The organism is Arsenicibacter rosenii (genome assembly GCF_001870735.1).
Taxonomy (GTDB): Bacteria; Bacteroidota; Bacteroidia; order Cytophagales; family Spirosomataceae; genus Arsenicibacter; species Arsenicibacter rosenii.
Genome location: NZ_MORL01000009.1, coordinates 155672 through 182068, shown reverse-complemented (window position 1 = coordinate 182068; position 26397 = coordinate 155672). Strand labels below are relative to the sequence as shown.

Here is a 26397-nt window from a genome sequence, read left to right as displayed (position 1 = left end):
AAAATCAGGGACTTAGGCCCCAAAAAGCAGATTTACTTTTTTGACGATTTCGGGCCAGAACCGGATGGTAATCACCCGTTTCCAGATTTGCCGCCGTGAATGGCTGATCATTTCCCCGAAAACCGGATCGTTATAGGCGGTTTTTCCTTTTTCGGCCAGAATCAGGGCAAACCCGTGTTGTTTCAGAATGGTAGCAATTACCCAGCCCAGCAGCAGGTTGCGTTTGCTCCGGGTCGTTGCCGACTGGAACGTGTTAAGGTAGGTCATCTCGGCCCACATCGCGTTGTCTTTCAGTGAGAACAGTACAAATTTTTTCAGGAACGGATGGGTGGAAAAGCTGTCCATGAGCGCCGGCGTAATGCGGGGAGAGCCTTTAGGCAGTAGTTCGGCCAGCCAGAAGCAGCCGCATTTTTCCATCTCGTGCATGAGGGTGTAGAGTTTGTCTTCGCCATCATACACCGATGTAATGCCCGGCTCAAATTCGGCAGCTAGTACATTCGGCTGAATATCGGGGCCAAGGTTGTTGAACAACCGCCAGTCGGTACCCTGTGAGTCGATTTTAATCCAGTCGACCTGATTGACAGACAGTTCGTTCAGGACTGATTTAAGGCTGCGTGTTTTCAGCTTAACGACTTTTTCAATCTCAAATTTCGGGGCAAAGGCGTGCTCGGTGATCAGGTCCGGGCGCGGGCGCAGGAGGCTGGAGCAGTGCGGCGACGCGGTCAGGTAAAAGTCGGCCTCGGTTATCTCCGTATCCGTAACGATGTTGTTGAAAGTATAGAGCTTTTTAAACGTTTTCGACTCCTGCTCAACATAGCCAAAATCCCGGTCGTCGGCGTCAAAAGCGATGCAGGTAGAAAACTTTGCCAGTGACCGCCAGCGGCTGTGAAGTTTTCCGGATGCACCAATATCGATCAGAACAGGAGGGTGGTTGATTAGCTCGCTATGTTGTAAAACCTTCTCAATCATGACGTATGTTTAGGATTAAAGCCAAATATATTCAGTTGTAAATCCATATTGTTGCCTGATGAATAATGATGGTTCACCAGCGGGCGTGTCCGGCTCTGGCTGGAATCGATGTAGTACCGGAACCCGTTCTTTTCCAGAGTATTGATAATAGACGCCAGCCCCTGCGGATGCCCTATGTACGAGTGATACTCAATAAAGACGTTATGGACATTGCCCAGCGCATCCTGACAATCGGCAATGACATCGGTTTCGGCTCCTTCAATGTCCATTTTCAGCATATCAATCCGCGGCTCCCGCAGCAGGTAGTCGCGCAGCCGTACGGACGGTACAAGGGTTTTGTCGCTCTCGGAGAAAATGGATGCTGCGTCGGCATCGCCGCTGCCAAACGAAACCCCGTCGTTATGCGTCCAGACCGCTTTATTGACAATCTCAACGCCGCGGATATTATTCTGCCGCAGGTTTTGGGCCAGTACCTGCCCGATGTGAGCATCGGCTTCAAACGCAATAATCCGGGCGTCGGGGTATACCTGTTTAAAGTAGGCAATGCTTGTACCGACATTCGCTCCGCAATCCAGAATGACCGGCTGAGCAGTCGATGCGTTAAAGCAATAAAACTCGTCGGCAAAGATTTCCTTGATCTGCCACACAAAGGAAAAGGCATCGGGTACGCTGAAGCGGTAATTCCGGAAGGAGATCGTGGTCGGGCGGTTGCGCGGATAGCTCCCGTACCGGAACAGCAGCCACATAAACCGGCGTCCGTCGGGATGAATCAGCGAGCGGTATAAGTCTTTAAACAAAAATCGGATCAGCCACATAATGTATCTGGTAAGGCAGAAAGCCGCAGAGCAGGCTCAGCGGGACCGGCCAAAGTTAAGCTTTTTCAGGAGCCCGTGTACCATCTGATTGACATCGGGCGACAGCCGCAGCCCGTAGACAAGGCCGCCAAACAGGATGGTGATGAATGATGAGCGAATGATGATGTCGGCAATAACATGGGATTTGCCGGTGCCGTACGGATACCACACCGCCAGAGCAAAAACCCCGCCGGCCACAACCAGCACCGCCAGGTTATGCCAGGTAAACGGTTGCATGCCGAATTTCGCCCATACAAAAATAGTTCGTGCCAGATTCCAGAGTGTGGTGGCAACGGCAGCACCGATGGCGACACCGTTGATGCCATACAACGGCATCAGGATCAGATTCAGGCCAACGGTTAGGCCAGCCAGCAGCACAAACAAAACCGTATCAATGGCATAATAGCGGGAGGTGGCGGTGATGATGCCGTTGACGCCCGTTGCCATATCGACCAGTTTCCCCAGCCCAACCCAGACCACCACGTAAAAGCCTGCTTCGTAGCCCGGTTTCATAAACTGGACCAGATTCGGCATGTTGGCAACCACACCCATGTAGAACAGACACCCGATAATCAGCTGGTTAAGGCAGCTGCGCTTGTAGACATCGGCAATGTGGTCGAGGTCGTTGCGTTTCCAGGCTTCGGCAATGATCGTATAGGCAACCTTCGACAGGGCGGTGGCAGGCAACCCAATAGCTACTCCGAAATAGGACATTGTAGTGTAGATACCGGTATCGGAAAGCCCCTCGCCGTCGTTGACCATCATCTTGTCAATAGACTGAATAATGCTTGATGAGAGTCCGGTCATCAAGGTCAGGCCCGCATACCAGATCAGTTCCCTGCGCATGGCGGGGTTAACCGATACATAGGCCGGATTGAGCGTCAGCCCGTGATGCTGCACCACACGGGTGATCATCAGCATGGTCTGAATAATATACGCACCCAGCCAGGCCCACATGAAGCCGACGAAATCGACAAACCCGTAGTAGTATAGCCCGACAGCGCCCAGTACCAGCAGCCGCTGGAAAAACTGCTGTAGAAATGTACCGGAAACGGAGTCGTACAGCAGCCGCGCGTAGTTGTCGAAAATGTTGAAAAAGACCGTTAGCAGCGTCAGCGGAATCAGCAGATAATAATAGTCTACAAAGAGCTTCGACTCCTTGCTGTAGCGCTCAATGACCAGGTCGCGGGCCAGAAAAAGGCCGAGGGCACAGAGCGCAAAACCGATCAGCGTCGAGAGGCAGACAATGAGCAGATAGCCGTTGTGCTGCCGCCCGGCATCGCGGAAATACGGGAAATACCGCGTACCCGCCCCGTTGAGGCCAAGGTTTACAAACTGCGCCAATACGACGGCAATGGACGGCAGTAAGCCCAGAAGACCTACCTGGTCGGTTTCCAGTACCTGAGGAATAATAATGCCGGTCGTTACAAAACCGACCGCAATCCCTGCATACGCAAAGGCCGAACTCCAGATAGTCTGACGAATGATAATACCCATGGAAAGTGGGTGAATGAGTGAATGAGTGATTGAGTGAACGTCCCAAATTCACTCAATCACTCATTCACCCAATCACTAATTAAGCAGGTCCCACCGCAGGGCGGTGCCGGCGGGGATATCCTGTGTGGCGACGGAGTTAAGAACCTGATCGTAGTAGCGTGTATGCAGCCCGTTGGCCGGCCGGATGCTCCGGACGTTTTCGGCCGTAAACGGTTCTCCTGCCTTGATGTCCTGAACGACATACAGCGACCGTTTGAACTGAAGACTTTTCTGCTCTTTCGGCGTCGGGGTATAGTTAATCTGCCCCATGGCCAGGAACGCCCGTTCGGTTTCGGTGACCAGGCTTTGCAGTTCGTGGGGTTCGAGCGAGAACGCAGAGTCGACCCCGCCATCGGCACGGCTGAGTGTAAAATGTTTTTCGATGACGACCGCACCCAGGGCCACGGCTGCTACCGCAGCGCCAATGCCCATCGTATGGTCCGACAGACCGGTGTAGACGCTGAACAGGTCGCGCATGTGCGGAATCGTCAGCAGGTTGGTGCTTTCGGGCGTGGCCGGATAGGTGCTCGTACACTTGAGCAGAATCAGGTCTTTGCAGCCGTTGTCGCGCAACACCTTAACCGATTCGTAAAGGTCTGCCAGCGTGGCTACGCCGGTACTCATGATCACCGGTTTGCCGGTCTGTGCTACTTTTTTGAGCAACAGATGGTCCGTATTTTCGAACGACGCGATTTTGTACAGCGGTACATCCAGCGATTCCAGAAAATCAACAGCCGTAGTATCAAACGGCGAGCTGAAAGCGATCAGACCACGCTTTTTGGCGTGCTCAAAAATCGGGGCGTGCCACTCCCAGCGTGTATAGGCTTTCTGATACAGTTTGTACAGGTTCTTATCGGCCCACAGCGATTGATTGTCCCTGATATAAAACTCTTCCGACTCTCCGTTGAACGTAATGGTGTCGGGGGTGTACGTCTGGAGCTTGATGGCATGTGCCCCCGCGTCGGCGGCAGCATCGACGATAGCCAGCGCGCGTTCCAGCGACTGGTTGTGATTGCCCGACATCTCGGCGATCACAAACGGCCGGTCAGCCGGGCTGATGGTACAATTGGCAACCTGAATGGGTTGATTCATAGCGTAAAAAACTAAAAAGGCACCGTGTGCCTTTCAGAATCAAAAAAGCATAAGGCCGGGTTCCGTCCGGCCTGCAAAATTACGAAGTTTGGCGAAGATGTACTAGTTTGCTGTCGGAGCCGGGGCCTTACCTAATCCCCGTAAATCTTCTTCCGCATCGCCTCCCGGTAAATTGCCCATTCGTCGCGGAGCATAGCCAGTCCCACGACATCCTGCCAGCGGCCTTGTTTTTTGACATGCTGTCGATAGTAGGCTTCACGGCGGAATCCGAATTTTTCGTGCAGCGAGATCACCTTATCATTAAACACAAACACCTCACACCGCAGCTTATTCAGTTTGAGCTCCTGGAAAACATACTCCAGGACGTTGTATTCGATTTTTGAGCCGATGCCGCCGCCGCGGACAGATGTGTCGCCGAGGTAGAAGGCCCAGTAACAACTGCTGAACGTATGACTGATGCCCGTCAGCGATGCCAGACCGATTTTCTGCTCGTTGTACTCAATGATCCAGTATTTTCCCGAGGGATCATCTTTCACTTTCTGAAACCAGTTTTCCTGCTGTTCAGCGGTAATTTCAGCCTCCGTATACATATATTGACTAACGTCCGGTGAGTTTCGCCAGGAACGTACCAGTTCAATATCTTCGTGTTGGAGGGGAAGCAGCTTTATGTCCATGAATTGCTAATTTGTCGTTAAGTGATCAAATAATGCCCTGAATCGTTCGGCCGACCGGCCATCGAGAAAGCGGCGCTGGGCCGCCACCCCCTGATCCGGCCGGATGGCATGAATCATCTCCCGGAAACGATCCGCATCCGGTGGCCATGTAAAGATATGGACCGCCAGTTTCTCTTTCTCAAAAAAATCAGCCAGGTATTGCTGGTTACCGGCCGTCTGGATACCGATAAAGGGCCGGCCGATGGTTGCCAGCTCATACGAAACGGTGCTGCACGAAAGAATGGCGTACCGGCACTGCTCCATTTCACGGGCCATCTCCGGAACGGACAGGTTTCGTAACATAACAACTCTGTCGGCGGGGAGGTTGGCAAACGTAGGGACGTGTACGTTTGCACCGCCAAGGACGACGCGGATTACCAGCGGATCGGGGCACTCCAGCAGCCATTCAACCAGCTGCCGGGACATATTCTGCGGGTCGGCGCCGCCCAGATTAACCAATACATAAGGGCTCTCCGGTTGTAGCGGTGCGGGCTGAAAAACCGGATTAACCAGCGCATAGGCCGTCCCGAAGCAGAACCGGGTATAAGGTTCTGCCAGATAACGGTCGGCGGTGATGCCGGGGGTATGATTGATAACCACGTCAGCAACCTGGTGGCCGGTCATCAGATCATCGATAAACACCAGCGTATGGCCCGCCGCTTTGATATGGCGTTGATAGGTTTCGTCGAAATGGTAACCGTCGAGAACAATCAGGCTGTTGACCGGCAACAGGTCCAGTAAACCGGAGACGTCCTGCGAGGCAAGCGGTTGCACCGAAATCCCTTTTTGAGTCAGAAGCTGCGTAATCTGTCCGGCAGGCTGGCAGATACAGAAGGTACAGCTAAACGCGGGCATCAGCATGTCGGCCAGGGCCAGACACCGCATGACGTGTCCGAGGCCGATCTGCGGGCCGCCGTCCATACGGAAGAAAATCGTTTTTGATGCAGATCCACTCATAATGTACGTCCAGGGTGTTTGTAGAGCAGCTGGTACTTAAGCTCCGCCATTTGCCAGTCTTCTTCCGTATCAATATCGTGGGCCTGCATCTGGTTTATCTCAATGCCGCCCGCCCTGAGTTTTTGCAGGTTGCGGTGTGTCGTCAGTGCCTGCGCCCCGAACCAGTAAAACTGTCCGGCATCGTGGTAGGCAGGCTCAAGGTCCTGGGAGCGTTTCAGGTAGTTGTCCGGATCGGCCCATTGAATCAGGCCATCGCGGAGAAAAAAAGCACGCTGAATCGGGAAATCAAATCGCTGCAACGGATAGATAATGTCGGCCTGTTTGTCGGTCAGCGCCTGAAAGGCGCGTTTCAGTAAATCGCCGGTTACGAAAGGCGCTGTCGGGTAAAGGCAGCACAGATGGTCGAACCGGCGGTTCTGAGCCGCATAGTTATCCAGGACTTCGAGCAGTACATCTATGGTTGAGGCATGATCGTCCGCGTTTTTTGCCGACCGGAAAAACGGCACCATCGCGCCGTATTGCTCAGCAACGGCCGCGATTTCAGCATCGTCGGTTGATACCATTACTTCGTCAAACAGACCGGATTGAATGGCGGCGTCAATAACGTAGGTAATGATTGGTTTGCCCAGAAAAGGCCGGATGTTTTTGCGCGGAATACGCTTGCTGCCGCCGCGGGCAGGAATAATGGCAATGCTACCCATGATGCCGGCAAAGATAAATTATTTTACCGGTGCAGAATAAATGAAGTCTCCTTCTTAGAAGGAATGATATAAGTGACAAAGCGTAAAAAACGGGATATAGTTACATGAAATTTAAGGAAAAGTAGACAAAATACCACCAGGGTAGGGGTATTTTATGTGCAAGGGTTCATGTAACTTGCGCCCTGAACTACACACAAAAGATACATTACCATGAAAAAGCTATTCGCTTTATTACTGACTTGTGCTGCCATTTCATCCGCATCTGCACAGGATTTCCAACCATTCAAGTGGAACCTTTCCCTGGGGTATGCCCGTCCGACGGGTGCCGGTGCCGGTGGCGGCCTGCTGGTGTCAACAGAACCAAAGTACGGGTTAAACGACCAGATTGACATTGGCCTGCGCGCCGAATTTGCCCTGATGGCCAAAGCTGTAACCATCAACGGACAGCAGACATCCGGTGAACTGAAAGGCGCAGGTTCATACGTGCTGACAGGTACGTATTTATTGACAACGACCAACTTCCGGCCTTATGTCGGCGTTGGTGCGGGTCTGTATACCGTTGCCGGAACCAGCTTTACCTACGACGACGGCAATCAATCGACCAATACATCCGATGTGGCTGTTGAGGCGTCCCGTAAGCTGGGTTTAATGGGCCGTGTTGGTTTCAAGGCCGGGCACTTCAATATGGGTGTTGAATATAACTATGTGCCGTCTACGAAAATCAGCCTCATGACTGCACAGACCATTAAGAGTTCCAATTCATACGTTGGTGTGAAACTGGGCTTCGACATCGGTGGTGGTCGTTTATAAGCCGCGATGGCTTCATACATAAAATCAAAAGCGCGGGTTTGTCCGCGCTTTTGATTTTATTACCGGTTTCTCCGGAAAGATTATACGTGAAGTAGTAAAGGGCGTCAGGCTGTACGGCCGGCAATTTCGGTTCTTACCTTTTTCAGGTTATACACATTCACCAGCATCAGCGGAAGAAACGCGACCGGTAATACCGTAAACGTATTGAAGCCTTGCTGAACGGTTAAAAAAGCACCGGCCAGCGCCATCATTATCAGACAGCCGATAAAAAGACCGGAAGTGAAGCGCAGTGTTTTCTCGCGGGCTTTCAGTTCGTCTAAGCTCAGTTTACTCAGCGAGTCTTCTTTCATAAAATGCTATTGGTTAAACGCTTACTTGTGCACAATAAAGTTACTTAAGCTGATCGGTAATAAAAAGCGGGTTGCCCGTTTTTTATAGGCAACCCGCAAATGATCAGGTTAGTTGATTTCGTAGCCCCTGCGTTGGCCTGAACCGCTCGCCATACGCATCGGCCAGCCGGTCGCATTCGTCGACAAACGTTTTCAGCCCCACAAACGCCACAAACGACAGCGCGCCGCCGGTGTAGGCCGGAAAGCCCCAGCCCAGAACCGAGCCAAGGTCGGCATCGAGCCGGGTGCGGATAACACCTTCTTCGTGACAGCGGACGGCTTCGATCGCTTGCCGGTAGAGCAGGCGCTTTTTGACCTCCTCAACGGCCGGTTGCTGTTCTGCTACCGGAAAGAGGTCGCTCAGCCCCGGCCAAAGCGTTTTCGGGGCATCGGCAGGATAGTCGTAAAAACCGGCTTTGGCCTTTTTGCCCAGCCGGCCAAGGTCAACAAATTGTTTGCCGACCTGATAGCTGGTGTCCGACGCGTCGAGTGCCCCGTCCTGAATGCCCTGCGCGGCAATTTTATACACCAGATCAATCGCTACTTCGTCTGTAACCGCCAGCGGGCCGACCGGCATACCGGCATCCGTACCGGCATGTTCGATCAATACCGGCGAGACACCGTCTTTGAGTAATTCCATACCCTCGGAAGCATAGGTGCCGAAGCAACGCGAAGTATAGAACCCGCGGGCGTCGTTGACGACAACCGGCGTTTTACGGATTTTGCGGGCGAAGTCCATTGCTACCGCCAGCGCATAGTCCGACGTTTGCTGCCCGACAATCAGTTCGACCAGCATCATTTTGTCGACTGGCGAAAAAAAGTGAATGCCGATAAAGTTTTCCGGACGGGCCACCGCGCGGGCCAGTCCGGAAATGGGCAGGGTAGAGGTGTTGGAGCCGAAAACACGGAGGCCGTCAGGGGCCAGCATGGGTTCGGCTTCAGCGGTTACGCGGGCTTTCAGGTCACGGTTTTCAAAAACGGCTTCAATGATCAGGTCACAGCCTTGCAAGTCGGTCGCCTGACTGGTTGGCGTGATGAGCCGGAGCATTTCCTCCGCTTTGGCGGGTGACAGCTTACCGCGTTCGATGCTTTTCTGCACCAGAGTCCGGGAGTAGGTTTTGCCTTTTTCAGCCTGTTCAACCGATACGTCTTTCAGCACTACCTCAATACCAGCCTGGGCCGACACGTAGGCAATGCCTGCGCCCATGAGCCCGGCCCCCAAAATGCCGAGTTTTTTAACGTCTGTTTTGGGAATATCTTTCGGGCGGCCCGCGCCTTTATTGGCTTCATTCATCCCCAGAAACATGGTCTGAATGAGGTTTTTGGCCACGGCGGAGGTTGCCACCTGCACAAAATACCGGCCTTCGATCAGTAAGGCACGGTCAATGTTTACTTGCAAGCCTTCATATACACACGAGAGAATAGCCAGTGGGGCGGGGTAGTTACCCTTTGTTTTTTCCATGATCATGGCCGTTCCGGCGCTGAAGACCTGCACACCGGCCGGACTCTGGACATTGCCGCCCGGAACGGTAAAATTGTCTTTGCCGATGATTTTGCCCGTTTTCCGGTCAAGGGTGTCCCAGGGCTTAACGGGCGTGGGATTAGCGTAGATCCAGGCTTTAGCTTTCCGGAGGAGTTCGTCCGGCGACTCAGCAATGTCGTCGATCAGGCCCAGGGAACGGGCTTCCTGTACGCCCGTTTTTTTGCCTTCCAGCATCAGCTGGAGGGCCGCCTGCATGCCGATCATGCGGGGTAATCGTTGGGTACCGCCGGCTCCGGGCAGAAGACCGATCGTTACCTCAACGAGTCCCAGCAGTGTTTTAGGAAGATTCAGAGCAATGCGGTGGTGGCAGGCCAGGCAGATTTCGTAGCCTCCTCCCAAGGCGGTACCGTTGATGGCAGCTACGACGGCTTTGCCACATGTTTCGATCCGGCGGAAAACCCGGTTTAGTTCTGTCGAGACCTTGAGCATCTCAGCAGGGTCTTTGCCATTCGCACGCAGGATCATTTTCAGGTCGGCCCCAACGACAAATTCGGGCTTATCCGATGTGACAATGATGCCTTTAACGGCCGGGTCGGCAATAGCCCGCTCAAGAGCAGCTTCAAATTGCGGTATTGATTCGTCGTTTAAGACGTTCATAGGAGCGGAGGTCATGTGCCATGCCACGATGGCGATGTCCTGCTCCTGCCGGTAATTAATCACAGGTAAAGTGGTTTAGAGATGGATGAAACGCTGAGCGCAAAGGTATAGAAACCCCCGCAGGATTACAGCGTTACAAACCCCATCCTGACGGCGGTCAGGGCCATCGTTACCCGGCTCTTTACAGCAAACTTACCAAATAAGCTTTCGCGGTATCCATCTACCGTACGGGGGCTGACACACATGTGGTCAGCAATTTCAGAGTAGGTCAGTTCGCTACAGGCTAGTCTCAGGAAGTGCTTTTCCCGGTCGCTCAGAGGTGGTGTACCTGGTTTGGCGTTCATGGTTTGGGCGGTTATTTTGGCCCAAGCTATGTTACCGGGAATAAAAATACAAGCCACTGATTATAAACTTTTTACTAAACGGTATATTTCGCAATACTAAATGCTGCTGCCGCCGCCGCTGCCCCGATCAGCATTACTTTAAAGGCGCCGGAAACCGGTGGCTGGCCGGTAATTTTGCTCTTGAAATAACCGAATACAAACAGGCAGATCAGCGTCGCGACGCTTGACCACATCAGTCCATCAATGGGGCTTTCGACAAAAAAGTAAGGAAGGAGTGGCAAAAAGCCGCCGGCCACGTACGACAGCCCGATGGTGAGTGCGCTTTTTGTGGCCCGGTTGGGATCGGGTTCGCTCAGGTCCAGCTCAAAGCGCATCATAAAATCAACCCACTTTTTCTTGTCTTTTGCCAGTTCGTCGGCAATGGCGTTTTGCAGATCCAGGCTCAGACCATATTCGGCAAATACATCCCTGACTTCCTGCTTTTCACGTTCGGGAACACGCTCGACTTCGTCGTATTCCCGCTTTAGTTCCGACTGGTAATGGTCGGCCTCCGTGCGGCCAGCCAGATACCCGCCTAACCCCATGGCGATCGATCCGGCAACAATCTCGGCGATGCCCGCCGTCACAACCAGATCCGACGATGAAACCGCCCCGCTCAGGCCGGCCGCCAGCGCAAACGGCACCGTCAGGCCATCGGACATGCCGATGACCACGTCGGTGATAAAATCAGAGCTTTGCAGGTGCTCTTCGTGGTGGTGTAAATGGGTATCTGAGTGGCTCATCACTTATTCTTCTTCTTCCTGATTATTCAGTTTGGACAGCAGGCTGTAGGCGCCCTTAGTAACGACGGGTGTCTTTTGCGGATCAACGTCAGCAGGCAGCGAAACGGCTATGTATCCGTTTTCGGCAATACCCGGCCGGACCGTGACCTGCCTGAAATGGTACTGCCCGCCCGTTTTGCTGACCAGTACATAAACATACGATTTTCCGCCGAAAGAAACGACGGCCGCTTCCGGCAGGGCCGATACCGACTGATTGGTGATATCCAGTTCCGCCGATACATAAGCCCCTGGAATAACCGATGCTGTAGCCGATTGCGGGTGGACATGCACCTCAATCGTACGTTCCGGTGAAATCTCTTTTCCGATCAGGATAATCGTTGCCGGATGTACCGGCCTGCCTTCCTGACCAACCGCATACCGAAGCCGCTGACCAATGCGAATCTGGTCAATATTACGTTCAAATACAGACAAAGCCAGGTGAATGTGACGAATATCAGTGATTTCGGCCAGCACATCAGACGGATTCACAAATTTGCCCAGATTGATGTTGACGGTGGTCAGATAGCCATCTACCGGCGACAGTACCGGAACGGTACGGGTCAGCTTATCGGCACGCAGTGTCGCCGGATTAATCCGCAGCATGGCCAGCCGCTGTGCCTGACCGGCCAGCTGTGCCTGCAGGCGTTGCCGTTCGGCCGCTGTCTGCTGGAATATCTTCAGGGCTCCTACATTTTCACGGCTCAGTTCCTGCTGGCGCAGGTACTCCTGATCCGTGTAGTCGAGACGGGCTTTGGTTTCCAGATAGTCTTGCTGGAACTGGATAAACTCCGGATTTTCGAGCACCGCCAGAAGCTGCCCTTTCCGGACGCGCTGGCCCGGTAACAGGTCGTGATCCAGATTCCTGACGTAGCCACCATAAGGGACCGATATGGTTACCCGCTGATTGGGTGGTACGTCAATGGTTCCGTTGACTTTGAGGGTACTGCTGATGTTCCGGCGTTCCGGCTGTCCGAGCTGAATGCCCGCTATGTTGTACTGAGCCTGTGTAAACGTGACCTCAACCGGACCGTCCTGACCTGCTTCGGCAGTCGCCGTACTATCGGTTTTTGCCGGGGTTTCTTCACTGGTAGTTTTGGGGCTGTTACAGGCCTGATATAGGAAAATGGTCAGTATAAGACCAGGGATTATTCGGTTCATGAGAACAATTAGTCGAGTCCTGACAGGAATTCGAGGTACAGGACAGCTTGATTTAATTGGTTAAGTACATCCAGATAATTCTGGCGGATAGTGAGCGCCTGCTGGAGCGCCAGCGAGAATTCGACGTAGCCGATATCGCCGCTGCGGAAGGCTTTACGGGCGTTATCGGCAATGAGCTGTGCTTGTGGCAAACCGCTTTGCTCATAGTACTGCACGGTTGTCCGGTAGCGGTTGTACTGTTGCACAGCCTGTATATACCGGTTCTGAATCGTACGTTGCTGTACGTCCAGTTCGGTCTGCGCGATCTGCTCGCTGATACGGGCTGACTCCACACGGGCTTTTTGCGGACGGCTGATCAGCGGGAACAGAACGCCGATCTGTCCGCCAAAGAACCGGTGGCCGGCATTATAGACGTACTCATTCCCGTTGAAGTTCTGCGTACCGATCAGTGTTTGTGAAAAAATGCCCAGCTGGAATTCAGGCAGCAGCCGTGCCTGCTCTACCTGCCGGTTGCGCTGGTTTACCTCAATCTGCTGTTTCAGTAAGGCCAGCAGCGGATGGTTGCGGATGGCGGCCGTGTCGGCGGGCAGGGGGAGGGTCCGCTGGGTGAGTCGCTGAGCGGGCACATCAACCGGTTCGGTGCTGAAAAGCAGGTTCTGAAGCGATGTCCGGGCGGTTGTCAGAGCGGCTTCCGTCTGGGCAAGCCGTACGCGCTGTTCGGCCAGCTGGCTTTCGGCCGTGGCCTTTTCCAGGGAGCCGGTCTCGCCCGTACGGAACCGGACCGCCGCTGCCTGCACAAACTCCGTCAGGAGCGAATCCTGCTGGCGGAACAACCGCTCCCGCTCGTGCTGGAACCAGACCTCGTAATAGGCTGACTTCACCTGATACCGCAGTTCGTGTTGCGTGACACTGACCTGTCGCTGGCGTTGGGCCGTTGTTGCATCGGCCAGCGCCACGGATTCGCGGATAAACCGTGGGTTCGGAAGGGTTTGGGTCGCCGTGATGTTATTGTCGAATTTGCGGCTGTTGTATTGCCCCAGCATCGCATTGACATTCAGTTTTCCGATATCATACGCAGACCGCCGTAAGGCCTGTTGGGCGTTTACCTCGTACCGGGCTATTGTTAACTGGCCGTTACGGGTGTTGGCTTCCTGCAGGGCCTGATCAAGCGTAACCGTCCGGATCGGCGACTGAGCCTGGGCCTGACCGATGAGGAAAAGGCCGCCAAGCAGCAAACCCAGTGGCTTCACCTGTTTACCCGTCAGTTTCCCGAAACCGCCTTCGAAGAACGTATACAGGACCGGCAAAACAATCAGTGTCAGTAAGGTTGCGGTAATAAGGCCGCCGATCACTACGGTTGCCAGAGGTTTCTGCACTTCGGCACCCCCTGAGTTCGAAAGCGCCATGGGTAGAAAACCCAGCGAGGCAACCAGCGCGGTCATGATTACCGGACGCAGCCGGACATCGGTACCTTTGCGGATAATGTCGGTCAGGTCGGTGAGACCGTCTTCGTGCCGCAGCCGGTTGAATTCAGCGATGAGAACGATGCCGTTGAGTACCGATACCCCGAATAACGCAATGAAACCCACACCCGCCGAAATACTGAACGGCATACCGCGCAGAAGGAGTGCCGCCACGCCACCGATGGCCGCCATCGGAATGGCCGTAAAAATCAGGATGGATTGTTTGACGGAACCAAACGTAAAGAAGAGCAGCATGAAAATCAGGGCCAGTGCCGCCGGAACCGCAATGGATAAGCGTTGTTTGGCCTCTACCAGATTCTGGAACTGACCGCCATAGGCAATCGAATAGCCGGGCGGAAATTTGATTTTCGCGTCAACTTTCTGCTGAAGCTCTTTGATGATACTTTCTACATCGCGGCCACGTACGTTAAAGCCAAGCGTGATGCGGCGGCGGGTGTTGTCGCGCTGAATCTGGTTTGGCGCTTGTACAAACTGAACAGCCGCGATCTGCGCGAGCGGGATTTGGTTGCCTTTCGGGGTCATAACGTATAAATTACTTACATCCTGGATACTCTGTCGTTTCTCCGGTGCCAGCCGCACCACGAGATCAAACCGACGCTCGCCCTCAAACACCAGTCCCGCTGCCTGACCGGCAAAGGCGGTGTTGATGGTCCGGTTTACGTCGTTTACCGTTAAGCCAAACTGTGCCAGCCGGTTTCGGTCGAGCTTGATCTGAATCTGGGGCTGACCTTCTACCTGCTCGACATACAGGTCCTGCGCGCCGTCTACGGTTTTGATGATGTTGGCGACCTTGTCGGCCTGACGGGTCAGCTCACTCAGGTCGTCGCCGTAAATTTTGATGCCTACGTCCTGACGTGAGCCGGTCATGAGTTCGTTGAACCGCATCTGAACCGGCTGCTGAAAACCAAACGTTACGCCCGGAATCTGCGAGACAACAGCGGCCATCTTCTCGACCATCTCCTCGCGGTTGCCGGCCGACGTCCATTCGCTGACTGGTTTGAAAATTACCATGAGGTCACTCGCTTCAATGGCCATCGGGTCGGTCGGAATTTCGCCTGCCCCGATTTTACCGACCACCTGCTCTACTTCGGGAAAGTTCTGAAGAATAAGCTTTTCGGCTTTGAGCGTAGCATCGACGGTTTCGGAGAGAGAGCTTCCGGTCAGCACGCGGGTATCAACGGCAAAATCACCTTCATCCAGCGTCGGCAGGAATTCGCCGCCCATTTGCAGGAACGCAAAAACGCTCGCGGCCAGCAATAACACGGAGGTTCCGATTATGATAAGCCGGTGGCGCAATGACCACAACAGCAGCGGCTCATATTTGCGGTGAACTGCGCGGATCAGCTTGTCGGAAAACGTCTCGCGGTGTTCAATCCGTTTGTTGAGAAGCAGGGCCGACATCATCGGTACGTATGTCAGCGACAGGATAAATGCCCCCAGAATGGCAAAGGCGACCGTCAGGGCCATTGGCGTAAACATTTTTCCTTCGACGCCGCTCAGGGCCAGAATCGGCAGGTATACAATCAGGATGATGATTTCTCCGAAGGCCGCCGAATTCCGGATGCGGGCCGCCGAAAGAAATACTTCGTCGTCCATCTCTTCCTGCGTTAGGGTGGTATCGCGGTTGCGCAGGAGCAGGTGGTGCAGGGTGGCTTCGACAATAATTACGGCTCCGTCGACAATCAGACCGAAGTCGATAGCGCCCAGACTCATGAGGTTTCCGGAAACGCCGAAGACATTCATCATGCCGATCGCGAACAGAAGCGCCAGCGGAATAACCGATGCCACGACGACCCCCGCCCGCCATTCGCCCAGCAGCAGAACCAGCACAAAAATAACAATCAGGGCGCCTTCGCTCAGGTTTTTGGTTACGGTCCCGATGGCGCTGTCAACCATTTTGGTCCGGTCCAGGAAGGGGATCAGCTCAATGCCTTCGGGAAGAGTTTTCTCGATTTCTGCGATTCTGGCTTTTACACGCTTAATGACTGCCGAGGAGTTTTCCCCCTTCAGCATCATCACAATGGCGCCTACCACTTCACCGTCGCCGTTGCGGGTGACGGCGCCGTAGCGTACGGCCGAGCCGATCTGTACCGTAGCCACATCGCGGATCCGGACCGGTGTGCCGTTGACACCCTGTCTGACCAGAATAGTTTCGATATCTGCGGTGCTGCCAATCAGTCCGTCGGCGCGGATAAAGAAGGCATTTGGTTTTTTATCGATATAGGCTCCTCCCGTGTTTTGGTTGTTCTGTTCGAGCGCCGTAAACAGATCGGTAAAACTCAGGTTGAAACTCCGCAGCCGGTCGGGGTCAACGGCAATTTCATACTGTTTGAGCTCTCCCCCGAAGCTACTGATGTCGGCTACGCCCGGCGTACCCAGCAATTGCCGGCGGATAATCCAGTCCTGAACCGTCCGGAGTTCGCGGGGTGAATAGCGGCTTTCGTAGCCCTTTTTCGGAACAAGGGTGTACTGGTAAATTTCGCCGAGGCCGGTGGTGACGGGGGCCATAGTCGGTGTGCCGATGCCAGGCGGAATCTGGGTAACGATGGTTTGCAGGCGTTCGGCGATTTGCTGACGGGCCCAGTATACATCTACATCGTCTTCAAACACAACCGTGACGAGCGAAAGCCCGAAGCGCGAAAATGACCGGATCTCGATAAGGCCCGGGATATTGGCCAGACCCACTTCGATCGGGAACGTAACGAGCCGCTCCATTTCGGGAGCTGCCAGCGAAGGGCTAGGCGTAATGACCTGCACCTGATTATTGGTAATGTCGGGTACGGCATCAATCGGGAGACGGGATGCTGACCATCCGCCCCAAACCAGCAATACCAGCGTAAGCAACCCGATAATCAGTTTATTCTGAATAGAAAAACGGATGATGCTGTTGAGCATGGAGAATAAAAAAATGATGGTAAACTATGTATTCGGAATGCGGAGGACGTATGCCGGGAATACACAGATGTACTGAATCGCTCAACGGGGTTGAGTGCGTCAGTCAGCCATCATTCGCCATACATCCTAACGGACGAACAGCTTAGGCGGATGGAAAAACGAGAATGTCCGTTCGGTCAGGAGCGGGCTGTGGTAGTGAAAGTTGGGACGCTGTGCCAGAATAAACACAAGCCGGTCGATGAGCGACGGGCGAAGCAGGTTGACCGGTACAAAGGCGATATGCCAGTTCAGGCCGAGGCAATGATGAGAGGCTTTGAACGGAATCTGTGAGTGATCGTGCTGGTTTTGATGCCGGGCACTGCCTGCTCCGTAATGAAGGCTCAGAAAATCGATGAGCGACAAGTCAGGCGCGGCTGCCCGATGGAGTTCGTAATGTTCCCAAAGCTGCGGCAGTTTCACACACTCTTCCCACACCGCCGTCGGCACAATGCTGACGGTAGAGAGGTACAGACCCAGAAAAAGGGTGAGAAACCGTTTCATACTGACAAATGTAACCTATAAAGGGGTTCCCAGGTGCTGGATCAGTCGAAAAAAACAAACAAAATGATGATGAAAATCACAATAAAAATGTAATACCAGCCATCGACGAATATATATGGCTTGTATTTGGTGTAAAAGTTACGGATGGCAGACATTGTTCTATAGCGCTAAGTGATACAAAACCTGATACGTTTACAAAAATACAGGTTTCTGCTTAGTTATGAACACTATTCAATCCTTTCGTTTCTCCTGCCGCGCTTTTTTGCGGGCTTCCCGTTTTTCTTTGCGTTCGGCCTTACGGGCTTCGCGCTTCGCCTTGAAGTCGTCTTTTATCGTCTGAACGGCGTCCTGAAATGTGACGTCGTTGTCGAACTTCTTTTCAAACGCTTCAATGTAAGCATTGCGCAGGACACCGAAGATGGTCGTCCAGATGTCAACCGAGACGTCGCTGACATCGCCCCGCAGCGGGATTTTAGTCGCTACCTGATCTTTGCGTTGATTTTCGAGGACTTCTGCGCCGCCTTCAGCCAGTAGCTCGCGGAAAAAGCTGCCGATGGTCCGGTCATCGTGCTCTTTCAGCTTAAATACCTGCATGTTCTTCGTCAGTGGCTTGAGATACCCTTTCAGCTTTCCATCGTTCATGGCCATTTCGCTGAAAACACTGATGGTGCCCCGCTCAAAGTCGATTTTCGCATATTCCCGCGCCAGGGTATTCAGTTCGGTGAGCTGAAGATCGTTGAAGCGCATGTTGTAGTCAAAATCCGGTGTTTGCTTCAGCAGGTACATGTTGGCATCGAAACGCATGGTGCCGCCCCAGCCCGGCACATCGCCGGTGGCCCATATCGGCGATGGCAAACGCCCCGGTTTTTCATCCACGTTGCGGATATTCCGGATTTCGCCCTGAAAATTACCGAGCGACAGATCCGTGTTGGCTTTGCTGAAGAGCTTGAGCAGTTTTACCTGCCCGTCGGCTACGGCAACGCGGTTGATCTGAATCGGCATCAGTTCTTTCACCACCTGTGTCCAGTCTACTTCAGCCCCGGTTTGCCGCTCTGCTTCGTCGGTACTGAACGAAAAGTTCAGGCGCGGGCTGTAGCATTCGATTTCGCTCACGAGCTTGCCCTTAAGCAACGATGGCCACTCAATCGACAGATCACTTTTCGGGATGTAGATAAACGGCTCCTGAAGCTTACCGTTGATTTTCCGGATGCGGAGTTCCTTAATCTGGTAGGCCCCCTGTATCAGCGAAATATCGACATCTTCGATATGACCGGTATAACTCCCCATGTCGGCCAGGAGGTTGTTGACATACCGTAAGACAATATAAGGTAGCAGCAGACGGGCCACAACCAGCAGCCCTGCCACAACAAGCAGGATTTTAACAGACCGTTTCAAGGTACTTCATCGGATTGGTAGTATACAAGTAACCCGATGAAGCGTGTTTGGTTTACATAGTCCAGTAAATGACTGATCTATACGCGCCTGTAAATCAATTTTATATAAACAGATCCAGAATCAGTACGCCGATCAGACCCACAATGGAGACGATAGTTTCCATAACTGACCAGGTTTTGATTGTTTCTTTAATACTCAGGTTGAAGTATTCTTTAAACAGCCAGAAACCGCCGTCGTTGATATGCGAAAACATCAGGCTGCCCGATCCGATGGCCAATACCATCAGCTCCGGCTGAATGGTCTGCGCCTGTAACAGCGGCAGAATAATGCCCACCGTGGTCAGACCGGCTACCGTAGCGGAGCCGACACACACGCGGATAACGGCCGCCATACCCCAGCCCAGCAACAGGGGCGGAATGGCAGCATCGGTCAGCAGACTGCCGATATACTTGCTGGTACCGCTGTCCATGAAGACCTGCTTCAGGGCACCCGCACCGGCAATAACCAGCAAAATCGGCGACGCCGCCTTAATGGCTTCTTCAAGGTCTTTCATGACCGCTTTCATCGACTGTCCGCGGCGGAGGCCCAGAAAATAAACGGCAACCAGGACTGACACCAGCATACCGACATACGGCTCTGACAGCAGCTTGAAGAGGCTGGTCAGGGCGGCCATACCGGTCGATTGTTCCTGATGACTAAGATAGGTTTTGAGCGGGCCGAGCAGCGTCAGCAGGGCCACGGGTAACAGTGCTACAAAGAAACTGATACCGGCGCCCGGCAAATCTGTCGTAGGCACATCCTTGATATTGAACAGGCTGCGATCAATATGCGGGTTGTATTTCGAGAGCGTTTTGCCAAAAATGGGTCCGGCAATAACGATGGCCGGAATGGCAACGATCAGCCCATAAAACAGCGTTTTCCCAATATCCGCATTCAGCTGCCCGGCAATGGCTGCCGGAGAGGGGTGGGGCGGCAGGTACCCGTGTGCCACCGATAAGGCCGACAGCATCGGAACCGCAACCGTCAGTAAAGGCAGTCTTGAAGAGGCGGCAATAGTAAAAATCAAAGGGACAACGATGATAAAACCGGCATTATAAAACAAGGGAATACCGATCACGAAACCGGCAAGTGCCAGTCCCCAGCGAATGTTTTTAATGCCGAACCAGCCAATCAGAACGTCGGTGATGCGTCGGGCAGCTCCGCTTTCGGCCACGAGCCGGCCAAGCATGGCCCCAAAGCCAATAATCAGGACCAGGTCGCCGAGGGTGCCGCCGATGCCGGTCTGAATGGATTTACCAACGGCTGTTACTTCCATACCGGAGGCTAAACCAATGGCCAGGGAAACCAGAACGAATGAAATAAAGGTGTCCAGGCGCACAAAGGCAATCAGGACCACTAAGGCTAAAATGCCAAGGAGGGTTAAGAGAAGAGGCATGTGTAACGTGGGTTGTCGGAAAAGACCGAAGCGGTTCCGGTTGCTTCGGAGGCTGTATATTACTCACTTCGTCTGGAAAGACAAAGTCAGGGCATGTATCTTTTCTACTTCCTGCGCGAGGGGTTGGGTGACATCAAACGGGACCACATGCAGGCGCGTGTCGGGGTCATAACCGAACACGTCCAGCGGTTCCTGAAACGTAGTGTTGGCGGGATAAAGTAAGATCAGGTCACGGGCGTTGTATTTTTTGCCATACGCATACAACTGATAGAGATCGCCGGTGTCGATGCCGTAATTGCCTTTGCGGTCGGCACCATCCACCTGTTTCCATTTCGTATCGAGGATAACCGTTTGCAATCCTTGCCGGATCACAAGGTCGGGCCGGAGCTTAAATTTGGGTGTACCTACGTGGGTGTCGACCAGGTGCATTGAGCCTTCCTGCGCGCTGACGCTGCCCGATGGCCAATAATGCCGGAAGCCGTGAGTGACGTACTGCTCAAAAATCCGGTCCATCGGAAACAGCAGCGCGAGCGACAGGGCGGTGCCTGCCCGAACGCCGTAGGCTTCCTGTTGCAGCAGGGCCTCTGCCCAGCGCAGTGCCGTGGCATAGCGGCTCTCCTGCCGGCTGCTGGTCTGAACAAGCTGCCAGTCTGCTGTCAGGCTTTCCGACAGCGACACCTCGTCGAATGCCTGTAGCAGTTGCCGGATGCGGGCCTGATTCCGGAGCGTGCCGGTGCGTGGGCGTAACAGGTTCAGGGTCGTTTTCAGGATCCGGTTGGGCGGGGTATCAGGCGTCCGTTTGTCGTAGCGGATGGCGATACGTTCGGCATGGGACAGGTTTTGGCGCAGGTGTTGGCCTGGCAGAAATTTGCCTTTCCAGAACGGTTCATTACCCTCAACGGTCAGGTATGTCTGCTGAATGCCCTGACTGACGAGGCGTTCTACCTCATCCAGAAACACAGTAATAAAAATCTCCCACAGTGGCAGCTGGCTGCTTCGGGTATGTGCGTTTGAAATGCTTCTGAACGGGCTGTTGGCCAGCCGCCGCAGCATCCTGAGCAGCGACCGGCGGGCTACATCCGGCTGATGTCGGGCTATTTTAGGTAGGATTTCCAGCTGAACACCATGCGGGATTTCGAGCAGGCCGACGTAATTTTTGACACGGAGTGTTTCGCGGCCTTTTTGCCAGATCAGCTGGAGGATGGTATCGGCATCGTCCTGACCGGCCAGCTCACGCAGTTGGCGGAAAGTGGGCCCCGGCAGAAAAACCTCCGAAAACGAATCAGCGTTGCCGGGGAAGTCGTCGGCATTGCGGATACACCCGTATTCGGAAATGGTTTTGCGAAGCGGCATGGCGCAAAGGTACGGATGTTTGGGCACAAGCACCGATGTTGTCTCTCGTCCGGAATCTGCCTATATTTGGTTAACAAATAATGGACGCATATGATAGCGACGCGCGAACGGGACAGAGGGGGAGCTGTAAAGAAGTCAAAACAAAAAGTACCTGAACACCTGATCTACGAGATTCTGGACGGTAAGCCTATTCATTACAAAGGCTATCGGGATGTATTATCAGGGGCAAAGCGATTTTCTGAAATTATGGGTTCAAGCGCATTACAGTCTTTTATTGTTGCTTATTTCCAACGGATTTTGTTCAGAGAGTTAGATGAAGAGCTATATACTGTTTTATCAAGCGAAACGGGCTTACATCTTGATAAAAGAACGAACCTGGCAGGTGACGTGCTGATATTTGATAACAAGGTATTACCTGTTGAGGCAATTGATGAGTTCTATGCAAATGTGCCGCCTAAGGTTGTGATTGAAGTGGATATAGCTGCTGATCCGGAAGATATTGACAATGATGCCTATGTTTTTAAGAAGACAGAAAAGCTGTTGCGGTTTGGTGTAGAAAAAGTCATCTGGATTACAACTAAAGCCAAAAAAGTAATGGTTGCCACCCCTGATGCCGACTGGCAGGTAAAAGACTGGCACAAAGATATTGAGGTAATGAACGGGATCATGTTTAATGTCGGGGAGTACCTGACAAAAAAAGGATCACCGCACGCCTGATACTGTACAGATGGTATAAAACCGGTTATACCATCTGTACAGTAGTATGTGATCAATCCCGCTGCACCGAACTGCCACCCGATACGTTCTGACGAACGGACGGGTTGCCCTGATAGCGCACATTGCTGGCACCGGAAGCACTTACATCGAGATTTTTCCCCACATCTACCCGCGCACGGCTTGCGCCCGAGACATCCAGAATGGCTTCATTGACCGGATAATCAAACGCATACAGGCTTGAGGCACCTGATAAATCGCCTTCGAGTACACTGCCTGAACCAAACAACGTCGCTTCCGATGCGCCCGATAAATCAACACGGACGCTGCTGGCGTCAAGGTCGATGTCGGAACGGGATGCGCCGGACAGAATGGCTTCAAAACTCCGCAAACCGCCGAAACCGCTGATGCTCGATTTGGTGGCTCCCGAAAAATCAACACCGCTGATAGTAGGCATGGTAATGGTGAAATAGGTCGTGTAGCGTTGCTTGCTGTTTGTCCGGTAGCGGGCATACAACTTGCCGTTGCGGGTATATATATCCAGGTCGTTGACGTCGTTGCGGCTACCGCGTACCTCAATCCGGTAAGCAGATCCCTGCCGGACGGTGATGTTAAAAGCACTGCCCATTGAGAGCTGGTCAAAGCCAGTCAGCGCATAGGTTTGAATGACCTCTTCGTACGGATCACGGTCGATGTAGTTGAAGGTACAGGCAGAAAAAGATGCCAGGATGGCCAGACAGGTAGTAAGGAAAATAGCGCGTTTCATACTGCTGTATTCGTTCGTGTTGTTGTTTGTTTTGTCGCATTGGCGGAGCAACGTTCCATGTCGGTTGGATAGGTTAACAGGCCAAAAGGTTTAACTGGTTGATTGGCCTGAAAAAAGAAACGACCCCATGCCGGTTGTATAGCGCTATGACAACCGTGCCGTAAAAGACCCCTATAAACGATTGAAAAAGTTTCTGCTTATATAATTTGCGACAAAAAAAGCCGATACACAACGTGCATCGGCTTCAGAATGGCCGGGATTGCTAATAAATGAAATCCAGGTTTTTGTCTTTGTAGTCTTCTGAATCGAGTTCGAGGAATTCTTCCCAGAACGGATCGGCCGGCAGACCGGCTTTGCAGATCAGCGGCTCTTTCTTCACTGGGTGCATAAAATACAACCGGCGGGCATGCAGGTAGATTTTCTTGTCGGCTACCACACGATCATATCCGTATTTGATGTCGCCGCGAATCGGGCAACCCATGTGTGCCAACTGCGAGCGGATCTGATGCGGACGGCCTGTAATCGGTTCAACCTCCAGCAGATAGTGTTCGTTGATCAGGCCCATGAGCCGGTACTTCAGCTCGGCTTTCTGCGAGTTCGGTGCTTCGTAGTCGTATACCGTTACCTGGTTTTTGGCTTCGTCTTTTACGAGCCAGTTCACCAGTTTGTCCGACTTTTGCGGGGGCTTTTGCCGGACAACGGCCCAGTAGGTTTTCTGAATCTGCCGCTTCCGGAAAAGCTCGGTCATGCGCTCCAGCGATTTCGACGTGCGCGCAAACACTACCAGACCGCTCACGGGGCGGTCGAGCCGGTGAACAGGGTGCAGAAATACCTCGCCGGGTTTGTTGTATTTCTCTTTAATGTAATCTTTCAGGAGGTCGGTAAGAGTAATATCGCCGGTGCGGTCTCCCTGCACCAGAATACCCGGCTCTTTGTTCACAACCAGCAGGTGATTGTCTTCGTAGACGACCTGAAAAGGTTTCCTTTTTTTCATATTAATACGCTTCGCTTTCGTTCGGGAAGCTGCGTGTTTTTACATCGTCGACATAATGCGCGATGGCCTCGTTCATGATTCCGTTCAGGTCGGCATACCGGCGCAGGAAGCGGGGTTTGAACTCTTTGGTAATGCCCAGTAAGTCGTGTAACACAAGAATCTGACCGTCGGCATCAGGACCTGCACCGATACCAATCGTCGGAATGCTCAGATTTTGAGAGACTTGTTTTGTCAGGGCAGCCGGAATTTTTTCGAGGACGACACTAAAACATCCGATTTCCTGTAACATCTGTGCATCCTCAATTAGTTTCCGTGCCTCCGCTTCTTCTTTGGCCCGGACCGTATAGGTGCCGAATTTATAGATCGACTGCGGGGTAAGGCCAAGGTGCCCCATCACCGGTACTCCGGCACTCAGAATCCGCGTAACCGACTCCTTAATTTCGACGCCGCCTTCGAGCTTAACCGCATGCGCACCCGACTCCTTCATAATCCGGATGGCCGACCGCAGTGCCTCCGATGAGTTGCCCTGATAGGAGCCAAACGGCAGATCCACGACTACCAGAGCCCGTTTTACGGCCCGTACCACCGAACTGGCGTGGTAAATCATCTGGTCGAGGGTGATCGGTAAGGTCGTTTCATGACCTGCCATCACGTTGGATGCCGAGTCGCCGACCAGGATTAGTTCAACACCTGCCGCATCGACTACTTTGGCCATCGAAAAATCGTAGGCGGTCAGGGCGGTAATTTTTTCTCCTCTATTTTTCAGTTCCTGAATAACGTGCGTCGTTACCCGCTTTATATCCGGATTGTGTACAGACATGGTATTGCAGTTTAATAGGGTATGCTTATCGTGGACGCAGCCACGCTTCCGGGTTCATTTTGGTGAGATTCTTCCAGATCTGGAACTGGATTTCGGTAATGCCGTCTTTGCCGGTAGCCACACTGCCGATCATGTCGCGTGCCTTAATCCGCTGACCGATTTTGACCGAAACGCTTTTCAGTTTGGCATAAACGGTCATATAGTTTCCGTGCTGAATCGCTACTACGTTGTTCATGCCCGGCATATAGGCTACATCCTGTACAACGCCGTCGTAAACGGAATGAACCGACTCACCGGCATTGGTCTGAATGTCGATCCCCATGTTTTCAACCATCAGGCCTTTCAGAACGGGGTGAGGCTTAACCCCGAATTTATCCGAAACAAATCCGTGCTGTACCGGCCATGGCAGCCGGTTCTTTGAGGCGGCAAATGACGAGGCCAGGGCATACTCAGCCTCATTCAGGTTATTCTCACGGGCTTCAGCAGGCCGCGAAGCCACCACGGGAGCTTCGGCTTTCGGTTCCGGTTTAGGCTCAACCGGCTTCGGTTCGGCTGGCTTCGGCTCGGCTGGTTTAGGCTCCGTCGGATTATCAGCCGGTTTATTGGCATTGGCCAGGGCTTCGGCACGGCGTTGTTCTTCGGCCTTCCGGCGCTCTTCGGCTTTCCGTTCGGCTTCCAGGCGGGCTAATCGCTCGCGCTCGGCGCGTTCGCGTGCTTCCCGTTCGGCTTTTTCGCGCGCTTCCCGCTCAGCCCGTTCTTTGGCTTCCCGGGCAATGATGCGCGTGATCATGTTTTCGAGGTTGGTCACCGCCCGGCGGCTTTCTGCCAGTTCATCCCGAAGCTGTACTTCGCGCTGGCTGAGTTCTTTGACGACCTTATTTTGCTCATCTTTCAGCCCTTCCAGCTTTTTGCCTTCCGATACCTTGGCCGTCAGGGTTGTTTTTTGCTGCTGGCGCTTCTGTTCGGTTGCCACGCGTTTTTCCTGCAACATGCCCTTTACCCGCTCCATTTGCTTTACCTGACTGTGGCGGGCATCGGAATATTGCTTGAGATAGCGATAGCGGGCAACTAGCTGGTTGAAGTTATCCGACGAAAACAGGAAGCCAAGGGGGTTGAGCTGCTGGCGCCGTTTGTCGGCTGAGTACACCATTTCGGCATACTGCTTTTTAAGCTGACCAAGCTCTTCGTTAAGGTTATTGCTGGCGTTCCGGAGCTCAACCACTTCCGAATCCATCAGTCTCAGGTCTTCGGTCATCAGGTTGATCTGCTCAGACTGCGACCGGATTTGCTGATTGAGGGCTTTAAGCTTGCCCATGGTGGCCTGCTTCTCGGTTGAGGTCTGTTTCAGAATCGACCGGATTTCGGTAATTTTTTCAAGGTTCTGTTTTTTTTCCTTCTCCAGTACCTGCCGGTTGCGGGGTTGTTGCGCATAGGCCAGCCCGCTCACCAGCGAGAGACCGGTCAGGAGAAAAAATGTAAACCGGAAATGAGCTTGCCACGTTACTGTACACATAAGC

General features: G+C 53.2%; 23 protein-coding genes. 2 read left to right on the top strand and 21 right to left on the bottom strand.

Annotated features, from left to right (window positions below; genetic code table 11):
• Nucleotides 1-12: 12 nt before the first annotated feature.
• The 7 genes from BLX24_RS17695 to pseF all read right to left on the bottom strand — a co-directional run bounded on the left by BLX24_RS17695 (nucleotide 13) and on the right by pseF (nucleotide 6822).
• The gene (locus BLX24_RS17695) at nucleotides 13-969 is read right to left on the bottom strand and encodes a class I SAM-dependent methyltransferase (protein WP_071504510.1); all 957 of its coding nucleotides are present in this window, start codon (nucleotides 967-969) and stop codon (nucleotides 13-15) included.
• Entirely contained in the window at nucleotides 966-1784 is an 819-nt protein-coding gene (locus BLX24_RS17690) for an FkbM family methyltransferase (protein WP_071504509.1), read from the bottom strand. Before BLX24_RS17690 ends, BLX24_RS17695 begins: the two co-directional genes overlap by 4 nt.
• Before the next feature lie 36 nt (nucleotides 1785-1820).
• Nucleotides 1821-3320: a lipopolysaccharide biosynthesis protein gene (locus tag BLX24_RS17685; RefSeq protein WP_071504508.1), complete on the bottom strand. Its 1500-nt coding sequence runs from the start codon at nucleotides 3318-3320 to the stop codon at nucleotides 1821-1823.
• A gap of 75 nt (nucleotides 3321-3395) precedes the next feature.
• Nucleotides 3396-4451, bottom strand: coding sequence for a pseudaminic acid synthase (gene pseI / locus BLX24_RS17680; protein ID WP_071504507.1), 1056 nt, complete (start codon nucleotides 4449-4451; stop codon nucleotides 3396-3398).
• 131 nt (nucleotides 4452-4582) lie between these two features.
• Nucleotides 4583-5125 carry a UDP-4-amino-4,6-dideoxy-N-acetyl-beta-L-altrosamine N-acetyltransferase gene (pseH, locus tag BLX24_RS17675; RefSeq protein WP_071504506.1) on the bottom strand — a complete coding sequence of 181 codons (543 nt, stop codon included), beginning with the start codon at nucleotides 5123-5125 and terminating at the stop codon, nucleotides 4583-4585.
• A gap of 6 nt (nucleotides 5126-5131) precedes the next feature.
• Entirely contained in the window at nucleotides 5132-6121 is a 990-nt protein-coding gene (pseG, locus tag BLX24_RS17670; RefSeq protein ID WP_071504505.1) for a UDP-2,4-diacetamido-2,4,6-trideoxy-beta-L-altropyranose hydrolase, read from the bottom strand.
• Complete coding sequence (gene pseF / locus BLX24_RS17665; RefSeq protein WP_071504504.1) at nucleotides 6118-6822, bottom strand: pseudaminic acid cytidylyltransferase; 705 nt, start codon at nucleotides 6820-6822, stop codon at nucleotides 6118-6120. Before pseF ends, pseG begins: the two co-directional genes overlap by 4 nt.
• A gap of 210 nt (nucleotides 6823-7032) precedes the next feature.
• Here pseF and BLX24_RS17660 point away from each other — a divergent pair, with 210 nt between their 5' ends.
• On the top strand, nucleotides 7033-7632 hold the full coding sequence (locus tag BLX24_RS17660) for an outer membrane beta-barrel protein (protein WP_071504503.1): 600 nt from the start codon (nucleotides 7033-7035) through the stop codon (nucleotides 7630-7632).
• 104 nt (nucleotides 7633-7736) lie between these two features.
• On the opposite strand, the gene BLX24_RS17655 is transcribed toward BLX24_RS17660, so the two are convergent.
• From BLX24_RS17655 to BLX24_RS17610, 10 genes are all read right to left on the bottom strand, one after another.
• Nucleotides 7737-7982 carry a hypothetical protein gene (locus BLX24_RS17655; protein ID WP_071504502.1) on the bottom strand — a complete coding sequence of 82 codons (246 nt, stop codon included), beginning with the start codon at nucleotides 7980-7982 and terminating at the stop codon, nucleotides 7737-7739.
• A gap of 103 nt (nucleotides 7983-8085) precedes the next feature.
• Entirely contained in the window at nucleotides 8086-10224 is a 2139-nt protein-coding gene (locus BLX24_RS17650) for a 3-hydroxyacyl-CoA dehydrogenase NAD-binding domain-containing protein (RefSeq protein WP_071504501.1), read from the bottom strand.
• 62 nt (nucleotides 10225-10286) lie between these two features.
• A complete protein-coding gene (locus tag BLX24_RS17645; RefSeq protein WP_071504500.1) occupies nucleotides 10287-10505 on the bottom strand; it encodes a response regulator transcription factor in 219 nt (72 codons plus the stop codon).
• Between the two features lie 74 nt (nucleotides 10506-10579).
• Nucleotides 10580-11287: a VIT1/CCC1 transporter family protein gene (locus tag BLX24_RS17640; protein WP_071504499.1), complete on the bottom strand. Its 708-nt coding sequence runs from the start codon at nucleotides 11285-11287 to the stop codon at nucleotides 10580-10582.
• A 3-nt stretch (nucleotides 11288-11290) separates the two neighbouring features.
• Nucleotides 11291-12484 (bottom strand): efflux RND transporter periplasmic adaptor subunit, encoded by a 1194-nt coding sequence (locus tag BLX24_RS17635; protein WP_071504498.1) that lies wholly within the window; start codon nucleotides 12482-12484, stop codon nucleotides 11291-11293.
• An 8-nt stretch (nucleotides 12485-12492) separates the two neighbouring features.
• Nucleotides 12493-16863 carry a CusA/CzcA family heavy metal efflux RND transporter gene (locus BLX24_RS17630; protein WP_071504497.1) on the bottom strand — a complete coding sequence of 1457 codons (4371 nt, stop codon included), beginning with the start codon at nucleotides 16861-16863 and terminating at the stop codon, nucleotides 12493-12495.
• Nucleotides 16864-16989: 126 nt separating this feature from the next.
• Complete coding sequence (locus BLX24_RS17625) at nucleotides 16990-17403, bottom strand: hypothetical protein (protein ID WP_071504496.1); 414 nt, start codon at nucleotides 17401-17403, stop codon at nucleotides 16990-16992.
• 231 nt (nucleotides 17404-17634) lie between these two features.
• Nucleotides 17635-18798 carry a DUF748 domain-containing protein gene (locus BLX24_RS17620; RefSeq protein WP_071504495.1) on the bottom strand — a complete coding sequence of 388 codons (1164 nt, stop codon included), beginning with the start codon at nucleotides 18796-18798 and terminating at the stop codon, nucleotides 17635-17637.
• A 100-nt stretch (nucleotides 18799-18898) separates the two neighbouring features.
• Entirely contained in the window at nucleotides 18899-20233 is a 1335-nt protein-coding gene (locus BLX24_RS17615; protein WP_071504494.1) for a gluconate:H+ symporter, read from the bottom strand.
• Between the two features lie 63 nt (nucleotides 20234-20296).
• A complete protein-coding gene (locus BLX24_RS17610) occupies nucleotides 20297-21586 on the bottom strand; it encodes an McrC family protein (RefSeq protein WP_071504493.1) in 1290 nt (429 codons plus the stop codon).
• A 90-nt stretch (nucleotides 21587-21676) separates the two neighbouring features.
• Between BLX24_RS17610 and BLX24_RS17605 the strand changes: the two genes are divergently transcribed.
• Nucleotides 21677-22303 (top strand): Uma2 family endonuclease, encoded by a 627-nt coding sequence (locus BLX24_RS17605; protein ID WP_071504492.1) that lies wholly within the window; start codon nucleotides 21677-21679, stop codon nucleotides 22301-22303.
• A 52-nt stretch (nucleotides 22304-22355) separates the two neighbouring features.
• Here the strand turns inward: BLX24_RS17605 and BLX24_RS17600 are convergent, their stop codons facing one another.
• From BLX24_RS17600 to BLX24_RS17585, 4 genes are all read right to left on the bottom strand, one after another.
• Nucleotides 22356-23066: a head GIN domain-containing protein gene (locus tag BLX24_RS17600; protein WP_071504583.1), complete on the bottom strand. Its 711-nt coding sequence runs from the start codon at nucleotides 23064-23066 to the stop codon at nucleotides 22356-22358.
• Nucleotides 23067-23328: 262 nt separating this feature from the next.
• Complete coding sequence (locus BLX24_RS17595; protein WP_071504491.1) at nucleotides 23329-24060, bottom strand: RluA family pseudouridine synthase; 732 nt, start codon at nucleotides 24058-24060, stop codon at nucleotides 23329-23331.
• A gap of 1 nt (nucleotide 24061) precedes the next feature.
• Complete coding sequence (panB, locus tag BLX24_RS17590) at nucleotides 24062-24880, bottom strand: 3-methyl-2-oxobutanoate hydroxymethyltransferase (RefSeq protein WP_071504490.1); 819 nt, start codon at nucleotides 24878-24880, stop codon at nucleotides 24062-24064.
• A gap of 25 nt (nucleotides 24881-24905) precedes the next feature.
• On the bottom strand, nucleotides 24906-26393 hold the full coding sequence (locus BLX24_RS17585) for a murein hydrolase activator EnvC family protein (RefSeq protein WP_143092708.1): 1488 nt from the start codon (nucleotides 26391-26393) through the stop codon (nucleotides 24906-24908).
• Nucleotides 26394-26397 lie beyond the last annotated feature (4 nt).